Source organism: Mariniflexile sp. AS56, assembly GCF_030552475.1.
In the GTDB taxonomy this organism is placed as follows: Bacteria; Bacteroidota; Bacteroidia; order Flavobacteriales; family Flavobacteriaceae; genus Mariniflexile.
Map to the genome: position 1 here is coordinate 312,809 of NZ_JAUPED010000002.1, position 14,351 is coordinate 327,159.

General features: G+C 31.1%; 13 protein-coding genes. 7 read left to right on the forward strand and 6 right to left on the reverse strand.

Annotated elements, in window-relative coordinates; genetic code table 11:
• Positions 1-121: 121 nt before the first annotated feature.
• From Q5N74_RS04040 to Q5N74_RS04060, 5 genes are all read left to right on the forward strand, one after another.
• Complete coding sequence (locus Q5N74_RS04040) at positions 122-1,573, forward strand: MBOAT family protein (RefSeq protein ID WP_304387432.1); 1,452 nt, start codon at positions 122-124, stop codon at positions 1,571-1,573.
• A 5-nt stretch (positions 1,574-1,578) separates the two neighbouring features.
• Entirely contained in the window at positions 1,579-2,517 is a 939-nt protein-coding gene (locus Q5N74_RS04045) for a hypothetical protein (RefSeq protein ID WP_304387433.1), read from the forward strand.
• A gap of 147 nt (positions 2,518-2,664) precedes the next feature.
• The gene (locus Q5N74_RS04050) at positions 2,665-3,630 is read left to right on the forward strand and encodes an ATP-grasp domain-containing protein (RefSeq protein WP_304387434.1); all 966 of its coding nucleotides are present in this window, start codon (positions 2,665-2,667) and stop codon (positions 3,628-3,630) included.
• A complete protein-coding gene (locus Q5N74_RS04055; protein WP_304387435.1) occupies positions 3,614-4,300 on the forward strand; it encodes an HAD family hydrolase in 687 nt (228 codons plus the stop codon). The genes Q5N74_RS04050 and Q5N74_RS04055 overlap by 17 nt, the downstream gene beginning before the upstream one ends.
• A gap of 6 nt (positions 4,301-4,306) precedes the next feature.
• Positions 4,307-5,407 (forward strand): GNAT family N-acetyltransferase, encoded by a 1,101-nt coding sequence (locus tag Q5N74_RS04060; RefSeq protein ID WP_304387436.1) that lies wholly within the window; start codon positions 4,307-4,309, stop codon positions 5,405-5,407.
• Positions 5,408-5,447: 40 nt separating this feature from the next.
• Here Q5N74_RS04060 and Q5N74_RS04065 read toward each other — a convergent pair whose 3' ends face one another.
• The 3 genes from Q5N74_RS04065 to Q5N74_RS04075 form a co-directional block, all read right to left on the reverse strand.
• A complete protein-coding gene (locus Q5N74_RS04065) occupies positions 5,448-6,056 on the reverse strand; it encodes a sugar transferase (protein WP_304387437.1) in 609 nt (202 codons plus the stop codon).
• A complete protein-coding gene (locus Q5N74_RS04070; protein WP_304387438.1) occupies positions 6,040-6,657 on the reverse strand; it encodes a sugar transferase in 618 nt (205 codons plus the stop codon). Before Q5N74_RS04070 ends, Q5N74_RS04065 begins: the two co-directional genes overlap by 17 nt.
• A 99-nt stretch (positions 6,658-6,756) precedes the next feature.
• Positions 6,757-7,830 (reverse strand): hypothetical protein, encoded by a 1,074-nt coding sequence (locus Q5N74_RS04075; RefSeq protein WP_304387439.1) that lies wholly within the window; start codon positions 7,828-7,830, stop codon positions 6,757-6,759.
• A 131-nt stretch (positions 7,831-7,961) separates the two neighbouring features.
• On the opposite strand from Q5N74_RS04075, the gene Q5N74_RS04080 reads away from it, so the two are divergent.
• On the forward strand, positions 7,962-8,444 hold the full coding sequence (locus tag Q5N74_RS04080) for a GNAT family N-acetyltransferase (RefSeq protein ID WP_304387440.1): 483 nt from the start codon (positions 7,962-7,964) through the stop codon (positions 8,442-8,444).
• On the opposite strand, the gene Q5N74_RS04085 is transcribed toward Q5N74_RS04080, so the two are convergent.
• A complete protein-coding gene (locus tag Q5N74_RS04085; protein ID WP_304387441.1) occupies positions 8,441-9,589 on the reverse strand; it encodes a glycosyltransferase family 4 protein in 1,149 nt (382 codons plus the stop codon). The two genes, Q5N74_RS04080 and Q5N74_RS04085, sit on opposite strands and share 4 nt — an antisense overlap.
• Before the next feature lie 513 nt (positions 9,590-10,102).
• On the opposite strand from Q5N74_RS04085, the gene Q5N74_RS04090 reads away from it, so the two are divergent.
• Complete coding sequence (locus Q5N74_RS04090) at positions 10,103-11,941, forward strand: right-handed parallel beta-helix repeat-containing protein (RefSeq protein WP_304387442.1); 1,839 nt, start codon at positions 10,103-10,105, stop codon at positions 11,939-11,941.
• Between the two features lie 72 nt (positions 11,942-12,013).
• On the opposite strand, the gene Q5N74_RS04095 is transcribed toward Q5N74_RS04090, so the two are convergent.
• On the reverse strand, positions 12,014-13,129 hold the full coding sequence (locus Q5N74_RS04095; protein ID WP_304387443.1) for a glycosyltransferase family 4 protein: 1,116 nt from the start codon (positions 13,127-13,129) through the stop codon (positions 12,014-12,016).
• 223 nt (positions 13,130-13,352) lie between these two features.
• Positions 13,353-14,351, reverse strand: a complete 999-nt coding sequence (locus Q5N74_RS04100) for a glycosyltransferase (protein WP_304387444.1) — start codon at positions 14,349-14,351, stop codon at positions 13,353-13,355.

Here is a 14,351-nt window from a genome sequence, read left to right on the forward strand (position 1 = left end):
GTGTTACGTGTAGATTAAAGACTAATTCAGTTATTTGAAGACTATTTTTGTGCTTTTTTTATTAAAGTTAGATGTTTGTTCACGTAATTTGCAACTAATTTGATGTTTCTATTCGCTTTATATGGTATTTAATTCTTTAGAGTATTTTATATTTCTTCCTATTGTTTTTCTTCTTTATTGGTTTGTTCTCAATAAACGTGTAAAGGCACAAAATATATTAATTTTAGTAGCTAGTTATGTGTTTTATGGACTTTGGGATTGGCGGTTTTTATCCTTAATTTTATTAAGCACGGTAGTCGATTACTTTGTTGCTTTAAAAATAGATAGCTTAGATGAGAAGTCTAAACGTAAATCTTGGCTATGGGTTAGTGTTATTTTTAATGTAGGGCTTTTAGGTTTTTTTAAATACTATAACTTTTTTATAGACTCCTGGGTTGATATGGTGTCGATAATGGGCTATGAGATAAAAAGCACTTGGACTTTGCGTGTTATTTTACCGGTGGGAATCTCTTTTTATACGTTTCAAACCATGTCCTATTCGTTTGATGTGTATTATAAAAAGTTAAAGCCAACAACCGATTTTTTATCTTTTGCAGCTTTTGTTAGTTTCTTTCCGCAGTTGGTAGCAGGGCCTATTGAGCGCGCCTCTAATTTACTGTCTCAAATATTAAATAAGCGTACTTTTAATTATGATCAAATTGTAAGTGGTCTTAAATTAATTTTATGGGGTTTATTTAAAAAAATAGTTATCGCAGATTCTTTAGCACCTATGGTGGATGATATTTTTACTAATTATTCTACTTATCCTGCGTCTACGCTTATTTTAGGTGTCACGATGTTTAGTTTTCAGGTATATGGTGATTTTAGTGGATATTCAGATATAGCTATAGGGACGGCTAAGCTTTTTGGAGTGGAGCTGATGTCTAATTTTAAATTCCCTAACTTCTCAAGAAACGTAGCGGAGTATTGGCAACGGTGGCATGTATCCTTATCCACCTGGTTTAGACATTATGTGTATATTCCTTTAGGCGGCTCTAAAGTGAGTAAATTAAAGGCTATTAGAAATATTAGTATTGTGTTTTTAGTAAGTGGGTTTTGGCACGGGGCTAACTGGACGTTTATATTTTGGGGAGCCTTTCATGCCCTCGTTTTTATTCCTGTTTTTTTGATGGGTAGAAATGCTGTTTATAAAGACTCTGTAGTAGGGGAGAACACCTTCTTACCAACACTAACCGAGGTTGGACAAGTATTATTAACCTTTGCCATTGTTACTTTTTCAAGGATATTTTTTAGGTCGGAATCCATCACTGCTGCCTTTAGTTTTATAAATAAGATTTTTACTGATTTTTCATATGAAGCCTATAGCCATCCTATGGGCTATCGAATGATAGATTATTATGTTTTGATTATATTGTTTGTTATTTATGAATATATAATTAGGAAAGATGAACGTTCACCGTTTAAGTTTAAATCTAAAGTGGTTCGGTTTATCGTGTATACCATCGTTATTTTTTCTATGTTATTGTTTTATGATAGTCATATGGATAGATCGTTTATTTATTTTCAATTTTAAATAAGATGAAGAAACTAGTTCTTAAATTAATAGTATATAGCATCTTAGTCGTTCTAAGTTTGGAAATTTTGGTACGGGTTTTTCATCTCACCAAAGATTATCCAGAGCGCTATGTTGATGAGTATGATGTTGAAAAATGGGTGCCAAATCAAGAAGGATATTCAGTAACAGGTAACAGAAGACAGAACTTTTCAAAATACCACATTAATAAGCTTGGGTTTAATTCATATAGGGAGTTTAATCCGTCAAAAGACAAAGTGGAAATCGCATTAGTGGGAGATTCCTTTATAGAAGGTTTTCATCAAAATTATTACAATTCTATTGGTAAAAAAATAGAAGATAAACTGAAAGGAGTCGAAGTCTATGAATACGGCTATGCTGGTTATGATTTAGCGGACCAGTTGCATCTAATAAATAAATACAAAAAACAATTTGACTTCATAGATCATGTTGTTCTAGGTTTAAAATTTGAGAATGATTTGACGCGGGGAGAATATAACGTGGTTCAAGATCGTATGGTTTTTGAAACACCATTGTATAAATTAATGAAGGAAATTAAGTTAATTGTTTATTTACAAAGCAATGGTTTTTTTGACCACATTAGAGAATTAGGAAAGAAAACAATGTCTATTGAGAATAGTTTAGACGAGCCAAAAATCAACAAAGAGGATACTCAGAAGAATATAGAATTAAAATACTTTGAAAATTTCATGAATTTAATTTCTATTTATGGTTTTGATAAAACCAGATTTGTTTTTCTTATTGAATCTAAAAAAACTCCAGAATTATTTTTAGCATATTTAAAAAGGGAAAATTTTAAGTATATTGATTTCTCTAAGCCTTTTGAAACATCAAAACGGACTCCGACATTAATTTATGACAAGCACTGGAACAATCATGGGAGAGATATTATTGCGAATTTGATTACGGATTACATAAAATAATTAGATGTAAAGCTTCAATATCGCATTGTATTTTAAATTAAGAAGAAAAGTAATTAATATTAAAGTTATAGTTTGGAATCCATTTTTCATTTTAATTCTTTTATTATAATTTTGATAACATTTTAAATATTAAATTCTTACAAAGAAATGAATATATTAATAACATCTGCAGGTAGAAGGGTATCATTAGTGAGAGCTTTTCAAGCTGAATTAAAAGCCCTAGTACCTGAAGGAAAGGTTATGACCACCGATTTTAATATTAGGTTGTCTTCTGCTTGCCATGTGTCCGACAAGGCTTTTCAGTTACCTTTGGTTTGTGATAAAAATTACTTTAAATTATTATTAGATGTATGTCTTGATAATAATATTAAACTCATAATTCCTACGATAGACACTGAATTATTATTATTAGCAAAAAACAAAGACCTTTTCTTAAAAAACGGAATCACAGCAATTGTTTCATCTCAAGAATTTATAGGTATATGTAGAGATAAACGACAAATGAGTACGTTCTTCCTTGTAAACGATATTAATGTTGCTAAAGAGTATTCAAAATACGATTATGAATTGCCTCTTTTTATAAAGCCTTTTAATGGTAGTCGTAGTGTAGATACCTTTATCATTAATAAACATGAAGATTTAACCGAGTACCATTTTAAGAACAAAAACTTAATGTTTTTAGAATATTTGGATCATTCTTTTTATGAAGAGTTTACTTGTGATTTATATTATGATAAATTTAATAATTTAAAATCGGTCGTTCCTAGACAGCGTATTGAAGTGCGCGATGGGGAAGTGAATAAGGGCATCACTAAAAAGAATATGTTAGTAGATTATATCGGTGAACATTTGAAGCATATAGACGGGGCCATCGGGTGTCTCACCGCTCAGTTTTTTAAACATATTACAGATGATTGTATTTATGGTATAGAAATAAATGCGCGATTTGGAGGCGGTTTTCCCTTATCGTATGCTGCTGGGGCCAATTATCCAAAATGGATCATTCAAGAATATTTGTTTGATGAAGAAATTAATAGTTATAATGATTGGGAAGCTGATTTGCTTATGTTGCGTTATGATGATGAGGTATTAGTTCATGATTATAAAGAATAAGGAATTAGTCGTTGTCTTTGATTTAGATGATACGCTGTACAAGGAAATAGATTTTTTAAAATCGGCTTATAGGGAAATCGCTAATTACCTTGGCTCGCGGTTTGGCGTATTAGCTGATAAGCTGTATGAAGCCATGTTAGCCGATTACCACGCTGGTTTGAACGTGTTTGAAAGCCTTATTAAAAAGCAGGAATTTCAAAATATAACAGTTCAAGACTTGTTAGGGATGTATAGACATCATGTGCCTTCCATTTGTTTGACTCCTGAATATGAAAACGTGCTGAAACATTTGAAAAAGGAGGTCTTTAAGGTTGGCTTGATCACCGACGGCCGTAGTATACAGCAGCGAAACAAGCTTTTAGCATTGGGGCTTAGCGATTATTTCGATGGGGTGATTATTTCGGAAGAGTTTGGTTCAGAAAAGCCAAATGTTAAGAATTACCAGTATTTTGTTAATACCTATGGTGCCGAAAAAACTTATATCTATATTGGCGATAATACCCGCAAAGATTTTAGTTCGCCGCGTCTTTTGGGATGGAAAACCATATGTCTATTAGATAGCGGGACAAACATACATAAACAAGCTTTCACTATGGAAAGTGAAGAAACAGCAGATTATTTAATACAAGATTTCATTGAAATCTCACACTTAATGAATCAGGTGCTCTAAAAGGAAATGAAGTTAGAAATAAATAAAATATCAAATCAAATAAGTTTCGAAATCTATTTGAAGTCTGTTGAGTCCTTCAATGTTACCAACCCTTTTTATAAAATTTGGTTTTCAAATATTCATGAAAACACTCAGGATGAATTAAGTTATTTTTCACTACGTGATGAAAAGGGAACACTCCTAATTTTAATGCCTATTATTTTAAGAAGGATTCCGCATTTTGAAAAGCATCAAAACTATTTTGATGTGAGCTCTCCGTATGGTTATAGTGGTCCCTTGTTTAATGAAGCGATGTCTAGAGGCTATCTCATTTTGTTTTGGGAACTTGTAGATGCTTGGTACAAGGATAACCATGTGGTATCCGAATTTATTAGGTTTAGCTTAAACAATAATTATCATTTTTATTCTGGCAAGTTGGTGCCCACACTTACGAATGTGAATGGCTGTGTGGTTGATGAAGTAGCGCAATGGCAAAATTTTAAACAAAAAGTTAGAAATAATTACCGTAAAAGTGCTAAGGAAGGGCTGAAAGTAAAGTTTTTACATAAAGGTTTAACGAAAGCAGATATCAAGCAGTTTTATGATATTTATATCACGACCATGTCTCGAATTGGAGCGGATAAAGAGTACCGCTATTCGCTGGAATATTTTGAAAGTATTATTGAATTGAGTGGTGATGATTTTATGATTGCACTCGTTTTTAAAGGCGATGTCGCGATATCCACAGAATTGGTATTGATTTCAGGAACAAGCTTATTTTCGTTCTTAGGCGGTACCTTATCTGAATATTTCAAGTTGCGCCCCAACGATTTTTTAAAAATAGAAGTGTTAAATTGGGCGCGGCAGCATGGGTATACACAGTATGTATTAGGAGGAGGACGTACTGATGGTGATAGTTTATACCAGTATAAAAAGTCGTTTTTCCCTAATGATAAGGATTTGATATTTTATACTGGTAGAAAGATTATTAATACTAAAATATATAAGAAACTAGATAATTTATTGAATAGCTCTGTTATTTCGGAATGTGTTAACCCAGATGAAAAACAAAATAAACAACAAATTGGTTTTTTTCCAGTCTACAGAAAAAACGCATTCTCTAATTAATACAGTGAAACCTCATTATTGGCCGCGAAAAATATTTTTTTTATGGATTGGAAGTGCCTGTGAATTCAGGCATATTAAGGCCATCAGCGGTGTTAATGCCTTCTGGCTTCACAATTCTTTTTATCGTTAAGATAATTATTTTTAAATCTATTAGTAATGAAATATTTTCAACGTACCACACATCATATTCAAATTTCCGCTCCCAAGAAATAGTATTTCTTCCTTTTATTTGTGCCCAACCAGTAATACCAGGTCTTACATTATGACGTTTTTTTTGAAAATTATTATATAGAGGTAAATAAGAGGAGAGTAGTGGTCTAGGACCAACAATACTCATATCGCCTTTGATAACGTTTATTAACTGCGGTATTTCGTCTAAAGAATATTTTCTAATAAAATGCCCTATCTTTGTTACTCTGTTTAAACTATGAACGTTCTGTGCGTCATCAGGTTTTAAATCTCGCATCGTTTTAAATTTCACAATTCTAAAAAGTTTATCATTTTTGCCAGGTCGTTCTTGAAAAAAGAATGGTTTGCCATTATTTACAACTAATAAGCAAATTAGAAGTATAATAAATATAGGAGAAAATATAAAAAGAGCAATTAGGGCTGCTAAAAAGTCAAGTATTCTTTTAATTGTTTTGTACATTATTTCTGTGATCATTTAAGTCAATAATAGTTTCGTTAATGTTTACATCACTAGCATTAAATACTTTTTTAATAGTTTTAAAAAATATTTTAAAGTCTAAAAGCCAGTTCATTTTTTCAACATATTCAACATCTAGTGCTAATTTTTCATCCCATCCCAAAGAATTTCTACCAGATACTTGTGCCCAGCCAGTAACTCCAGGTCTTATAGTGTGTCTTATTTTTTCTGTCTCCGTATAATATGGTAAGTATTGTACTCTTAACGGTCTAGGTCCAATTAAACTCATGTCTCCTGATAATATATTTAATAATTGTGGGATTTCATCTAGAGAGTATTTCCTGATGAAGTCTCCGAAGCGAGTAACTCGTTCTTCGTCAGGCAAAAGCTTTCCATCAGGACCTTTTTTATCAGTCATAGACTTAAACTTAATTATTTTAAAAATTTTCTCATTCTTTCCTGGGCGTTGTTGAAAATAAAAAGGCGTGTCTTTGTTTAGAAAAAACAGGGCTAAACTTAGAATTAAAAAAATGGGAGATAAAATAATTAATGCAATAAACGCGAAGGCAATGTCTAATATTCTTTTAAAAAAATGTTTATACATAGAAGCTTAAATTTCATGCAAAAATATCATTTATATTAATAAAAAATTAGAATTCTTATAGCCTATTTGTTAATCAGTTATAAATACAAATAAAGGTAGCTATTTTAAGGTGTCATCAGTCTTATTCAAAACGTTTGCTATGTATAACATATCCTTTTTTGTATACCTATAATCTAAATGAATGTTTAAATAATAACCATAGGTGTTAATATTTCCAGGCCATAATAGGGATGGGTAAATGTTATTATCAATTAAATAAGTCCTTATTTTATCTAAATTTGTGCTTTCCTTAAAATGTAAGATAAGCCCAAACGTGGTTGATGTATTGGTATCAATGATTTCAAATTCCTGATTAGTTTGTAAACTCTTATGTAGTTCCTTTATATTCTCCGATTTAAATTCTAGATAATTTATTGGCAAGAATTTATTTATAATTTCTTCGTGCTTGCTTTGTATGCTAGTTAAATTATAGTTTTTATGTAAATTTAGTTCGGCATCCTTTATAAGCAATAGACTCTCTTTTTTTAATGATAGATTTCCTGTTTTTTCATATTCATTTTTATAAACCATGGCGGTTAATGTCTTATCCCAAATAGGTTCGTAGGATTCAGAAGTCATTAATTTTATACTTTTATTAAGTTCATGATTTTTTGGGCTCCAAGCCATACCACCTAAAGGAATTGGCAGGGATTTTCTCAAAGATGTCATGCAAAAATCGGCCTTACTGTTTATACAGGAATTACTTAGCCACCCATGAGAATGGTCTTCTATGGTAATTACATCAATGCCCCCAGTGTCAATTAAACATTCGCTAACACCCCAAAAGTTGTTTATAATTATCACATCTTTTTTCGAGGCAAATTCAAAAGCATTAATTATATGTTTAGGATTCGAAGGATTGGTTTTGTAGGTCTCAATATTCGAATAATTAGATTTTAACCACTCTGTAACATGCATGCAATAATATTCTGGTAACCAAATGGTGAATGCATTTTGTTCTGTTCTAATTAATTCAATTAAATATTTAATAGCTTGTCTTCCTGTGTAAAACAGCATTTTGTTTTCAGGACTGAAAACGGTTTTGTGTTTTGTTAAATTTTTATCGTGATTCTCTACAAAGGCAAAAAAGGACCCTATACCTTTATTGTTAAGATTAGTAGATACGTTTGTCATGGTTAAATAATTTAAGACTACATTAAAAGCTAAATATTTTTTGGCAAATTAAATAAAATAAAATAGTTTTACTAACAATACATTTCATTAAAAATTAATATAAGTTTAATGAGACAAACTAAAAATATAGAATGGAAGCTATTTATATAAGACCGCTAGAAGAACAGGACGCATATGTTTCTGTTAAGTGGAGGAATAATCCGGAAATTTGGAAATTTACCGGGGCTAAACCTGATAATTTGGTGACCATTGAGATGGAATTATCATGGATTAAAAAAGTTTTTGAAAGAACTAATGAAAAACGATTTGCTATTTGTCTTTCTGATAGCAATCAATATATAGGAAATGTTCAATTAACGGATATTGAAGGCTCGGAGGCTCAATTTCATATATTTATTGGCGAGGCAGCCTTTTGGAATAAAGGAATAGGAACTACGGCTACTAAATTAATTTTAGAGTATGGGTTTGATGTGCTTAAACTTTCGTTAATATATTTATACGTGAAAGAAGTTCATAAAGCTGCTGTAAAAGCGTATCAAAATAGCGGTTTTAAACAGCTTCAATTAGAAGATGGGTTTATTAAAATGGAAATTCAGGGTGATTTATTTTCCTAATTTAAACTTTTATATTCAGACAATAACGCCTTCCAAACGATACTTCTTTCAAACTTAGTCGTAATAAATTGTCTAGAGACGGCACCCATCTTATTTGATTCCGATTGATTATTTAACACATAACTCATAGCATTATATAGTGCTAATTCGTCTTTTACTGGTATTATAATTCCTGTTTCATTATGTTCTATAATTTCGTTACAGCCGTTTATATCTGTCACAATACAAGGGAGTTGCATGGCTCCTGCTTGCATAACAACATTTGGGAACCCCTCGCGGTAGCTAGGAAAAGCTAAAGCGTCTGAAATAGCAAAATAAGGCCTTACATCTGTAACCCAGCCTGTTTCTATTATTTTAGGGTTGTTTTTTATACTGTTTATAGTTTCAGGTAACAACGGGTCCAGTTTCTCTTCATATATGCCAACTAATAATAAGGTTACATCTTGTTCTGTTTGACAAAGCTTATTAAATACAGAAATAAGTTCATTAATACCTTTGTCTTTAACAAGTCTGCCAGCAAAAACAAATACAAACTCTTTTTTGTCAATTTTTAAATTGGCACGGGTTTCTTTCTGGTTATCTTCACTAAAATGCTGCATTGAGAAATAATCGATGTCTATACCATTTACATTACCATTAGCTAAAACCTTTAGGGGTTTAGAGGTGATTTTAAATTTTTCGAGATCGTTTTTAACACCATTGCCTTCAGGGAAAATTCTAGTAGCGCAAGAACATAAAATTCGATCAGTTGTTATTAATAATTTTTTAAATAAACCTGTTTGAGTAGGAAAAATCAACCCCGTGAAGGTGTGTAGTCTATTTGGAACTCTCGCTAAATAAGATGCCATCATACTTAATAAACCTGCTTTAGGCGTGATGGAATGTACAATATGTGGTTTCTCATTTTTAAAGAGCCTGTATAGTTTGTACAAAGATTTAAGGTCTTTATATAGAGAGATGTGTCTCTCCAATTCTATTGGGATAATTTCAATACCCTCGCTTGTGCTAATTTCTTCTAGTACTGGCGATTGGGACGAAACACCTATAACCTCGTAATAGTTACTTAAAAATTTTAATTGGCCTGGGATTAATTTGAAAGACATGCCAGAAGTAACAACTCTAATAATTTTTTTCTTCTCTTCCATATAAAGTTTCTAATCACCTACAAATAGACTGCGTAGATGGGCAAATATATAAAACTAATTTGTGTTTATATTTATTTAACGGTATTAATGACTTCCATTAAAATTATAAACTTGCTATTAAAGGTGTGAATGGTTATGTGTTTGTTTTTTTTTTTTTTTATAAAATTAACAAGTACTTGTGTTTTACTAATTAATCTGTTGATAAATAAATACTTAGTGTTATTTATTTTTAAAATTTTATTAACAATAGGGTGGTTATGTTATTTTTTAGGATATTTTTGCACTTTTAAAAAAATACTGTGGTTAAAACATCCAGAACATGAATGGGGACGTATATAGGCTTAATAGAAACAATAAAAACCAATTAATCGATAAAAAATGCAGTTAAACGGATTTATTTTGAAATTAAAAATGCATTTCATCGAAAAAATCAAACACTTTAGCGGTTATTGTGTTTTTTTTTGTAATATTACACTGAGATTATTATTCACCCCCAAATTAAAACCTATGAAAATGATGATTAGACCTATGTATTTAGTATTCTTTGTAATGATATCTTTGGTATCATGCAATAGTGAAGAATTATTTAAAGAACCAACAAGTGAAATTGTATTAGACAACGAGACCCCGGAAGACACAGATAGCACAACTGAAGCTAATGCAAGTACTCCCTGTGATTTTACATTAAATAATGTAGCTGCAAATTCTACAATTATTATAAACTGTGTGTTAGATTTAAATGGAGAATCTATAACATTACCAACTAACGTGACTGTTGTTTATGAAGGTGGTTCAATTATTAACGGAACTATTAATTTTTCAAATGGGAATACCATTGATGGCGATTTGTTGAATTCTACCTTAATATTAGGTGGTACTACACCTTTATTAAAAGATCCTACTTTTAATTTTGACCCAAAAAGATGGGGAATTGTAGAAGGTAAAGTAACTGATGCTGTAGCTTTAAGAAATAAAACTTTATTGCAAAATACCATTGATAAAACAAAAGAAATGGGCGTTCAAACTTTCACAATAGACAATATGGATGCGTATTTTGCAGTAGGCATTAGTAGTGATGTTGCTGGGGTAGCTAATAATGCACTTCATTTACCTTCTGATTTTAATCTGATAATGACTGATAATACTTTTTTAAGAGTACAACCTAATGCGTTTCCTTTTTCTGTTTTATTAACTGTTTTTGAAAATAAAAATGTAACCATAACAGGAGGGAATTTGATAGGAGACCGTTGGGAGCATGAATATGTTACTGAAAATGTTGGTACTTATTTTTCTCATGAATGGCCGATGCTTTTGCAGTTTGCTAGTGCCGAAAACATAGTTGCAGACGGTGTATATATGGCTGATGCTACAGGTGATGGTTTGTCAATTGCCAATGGAAGGAATTTAAGGTACGAAGCCGGAGCTAAATTTAATAAAAATATTTTAATTAAAAATTGTACAACAACTAGGTCGAGACGTAACAATGTCAGTATCACAGATGGTGAGAATATAACTTTAGAGAATTGTATTATTACTGACGCTGGAATTGGTACTCAATCTAAAGATGCCAACGGTAATACGATCCAATTTACATCGGCTGGAGTTTTACCAAGAACGGGTATTGATATAGAACCATACATGGATCAAGACGAAAATGGTAATTTACGTTATTATGCCAGAGCACAGTATATTCTTATTAAAGGCTGTACATTTACAGGGAATTCAAACTCTAGTATTATTGATTATACGGGGGAAGATGTAGTTATTGAGGGGAATTTTTCTGACAATGAAATAGGCGCACATCATGGTTGGAGAACAAAATTCATTAACAATACGCTTGTAGCTTCAGAAGCGAATAAGAGTGTAGCAGGAATATCTACCGGTGACACAAATACTTATGAAGTTATAGGTAATTCTATTTCGGGTTTTAATATCGGGATAGAAGCAACAGGAGACACCGGTCTGGTTGCAAATAATACTATTCGTGATTTTGGAGCTGGTATCGCACCTAAAAACGCTAATAATTTTATTTTTGAAAACAATGATATTGAAGGAGCTAATGCTGTTGGGATATCAGGCTATGGGGCTAATGGTAATATGATATTTAGAAACAATAAAATTGTTGTAGATAAATCACCAATGAATTGGCAGGTTAGTAATAACACAACTGAGTCATTAAATTATACCGTATTGTTTGATAATAATCAATTTATTGCTAGGGTATCAGGACCATCATATGTTTATATTAATCAAAGTCCAAATGTTACCGTAAAAAATAGTACACTTACTAAGGCTAGATTTTTAGTGCGCGAATCCAATAATTTTGTAGAGGTAAATAACACCTTAAATTAAGCATAAAATATAGTATAAAAAAAGAGACTCCATATGGAGTCTCTTTTTTTTTAAGCTATTTAATATATAAATTTAAATAATTTTATTGTAAACATGGAGTGTGCCTTGTGTCATCGCTTTAATTGTAAACTTGTTTAATGCTTTTTCTTTTCCTTTTTCAGCAATGGTTAGGCGTAATGGTATGTTTTCGATACTTGTTTTTAAAAGTTCTGCCAATTGTTGGTAATTATTATTATCAAAAATAAAACCATCTTCGCCATGATTAATTTGGTCATATGCTCCTTCAGTATTACTACGTAAAACGCAGCAACCATTCATCATTGCTTCAATTACAACCAACCCAAACCCTTCTAAGCGCGATGGTAACACAAATATATCAAATATGTCGTAAAATTTTTTTGGGTCTTGGTAATCAAAACAGGTTACACTATCTTTCGTATTGGTAATCTGTATTAAATTGTCTAACCAAGGACGTGTATTATTATGTTTAGAAGAGCCTAAAAAAATAATATGAATTTTATCTTTTATTGAAGCATCTAAACTTTCAACAGCTTGTAATAATAAATCATGGCCTTTACGTTTTTCAATACTGCCAACAAAGCCTATAATAACTTTATCAAGAGGAATGTTATTAGCTAATTTAAAGGCGTTTTTTTCTTCAAGAGACATATTTATAGCAAAGGCTTCAGAAACTCCATGATTCACTATAGTGATATCCTCATTTTTGTATTTAAATAAATCCATGGCGTAATCTCTGGTTTCTCTACTAATGGCTATTAAATGGGTCGCGTTTTTATATTTGAATGATTTAACAAAATCGTTAACATGTAGTGTCGATACAAACTTTTTATGCATTAACCAAGGTATAAAAGACATGTAGGGGGATTGTGCATGTATTACATCTGGTTTAATTTTTAATATATAGTACATAATTTTTAAAATCGATAGGAAAGATGTATTAAGTCTCTGTACAGAATTTCCTTTAGGGATACTAAATTGATTAACCTTGGTGCCTATTTTTTTAAAATTGTCATAAATAGCATCGAGGCGGGGGTTATTACATTCAATAGGACCACCTGTTACCAAGTAAACGTCGTTGCTTTCCTTAATTAAACCGCTTACTAGGTCTAAAGTATTAGTAGTAACCCCGGTTTGGTCGATTCTACTAAGTAGTATTAGAATTTTCATAATAGCTAAATTTTTAAATTATTTTATTAGGCAGATTAGCTATACATCAAATAAAATATTTTATCTGATGTACTGCAAAAAAGCTTTTCACTTTTTTTGCTATTAAGATTACAGTTTAAATAATTGTTTTTTAAAGTATATAATCTTTTGTATTTAGGGAGATTGCTAATTGTTACTTAATTGTGTACTTTTTTGTAAAGCGTGCTATACTTTACTAATTAATTTAACTTCCATGCCGAAGTTTATTAAATTTTGAAAACATAAAACAAGATAATGAAAATACCAGATAATTATTTGCAAAATATAAAAACCATCTTTTATCCTTAGTATCGGGTTTAAATTTGGTAGGGTATAAGTTTTTTGATTTTAAAAGTGTTATAATTTCTTTTTTCGTACTTGTAGATTTGGTGTCTTTTAGCACGCGTATAAGCATGGTTGCAACTAAAGAGCTTACTCGTTTTTTTAATGGAATATAGGCTATTGATTTTGTGGTAACGTGTTGTTCTGCTAAATCATTTATAGAATTAATGACTGTAAAAATATCAAAAATCATTTTTTCCTTTTTAGCAAAATTTCTAGTTCTTGTTATAGAACCTTCACGTTGCAAAAAGTGCGCTATAATAGTATCGATAGCCATAATGCGATCGCAAAGTACAACAGCTCTAGAGTTAAATTCAATATCTTCAATATACACATTGGGCATAAAGCGTAGTTGATGTATATTCATAAAACTTAAGCGGTACAATTTATTACATGCAGAACTCATATAATTTATTTCTGCTAAATATTCAGCACCTGTAAGTACTTTATTGTTGGAGGAAGCAGATGCCGAATACACAATTTTATTATGTGGTGTAATGCCTTTGGCACCAAATTCAAGGATGTCTGTTTTATTAAACACCGCTGTGTCAATAAGGTTTTTCAGTACATTAGGAAGTATATAATCATCTGCATCAACAAATAATATAAATTGGCCTAAAGCATTATTTAAACCTGTGTTTCTAGCGCCGCTAAGACCTTGGTTCTCTTGACTTATTATTTTCAAGTTAACAAATTCGTTCTTTAATTCTTCTAAAACAAGCAAACTCGTATCGGTTGAACCATCATTTACCGCTATTATTTCAAATTGGTCCTTATCTATATCTTGTATAGTTAAACTTTTAATACAGGTATTTAAATAGTCTGCCACATTATAAACGGGCACAATAATCGATAATTTCAT